Here is a 240-nt window from a genome sequence, read left to right as displayed (position 1 = left end):
TGCCATTGTTCCAAGCGTAGGAAGAAGCACCTGAACCTGATAAAGTTACTTTAGCACCTGCACAAACGGTTTGGTTTTGAGTGGCAGTAACGGTAGGTAAAGTATTTACGGTGACAATGGAAGTGGCCGTATTGGTACAACCATTGGCATCCGTACCCGTTACGGTATAGGTTTTAGTTTCGGTAGCGGTAAATTCTGTACCATTGGTGATGCCATTGTTCCAAGCGTAGGAAGAAGCAC

The 240-nt window shown here is 45.4% G+C and carries 1 protein-coding gene; it reads right to left on the bottom strand.

Going from position 1 to position 240, the window contains the following annotated elements:
• Positions 1 to 240: hypothetical protein (locus ESB04_RS12555; protein ID WP_164969682.1), on the bottom strand; the 240-nt coding region annotated here is incomplete at both ends.

This window comes from Aquirufa rosea, from assembly GCF_004118285.1.
Taxonomy (GTDB): domain Bacteria; phylum Bacteroidota; class Bacteroidia; order Cytophagales; family Spirosomataceae; genus Aquirufa; species Aquirufa rosea.
This window is presented reverse-complemented; position numbering and strand designations above follow the sequence as displayed.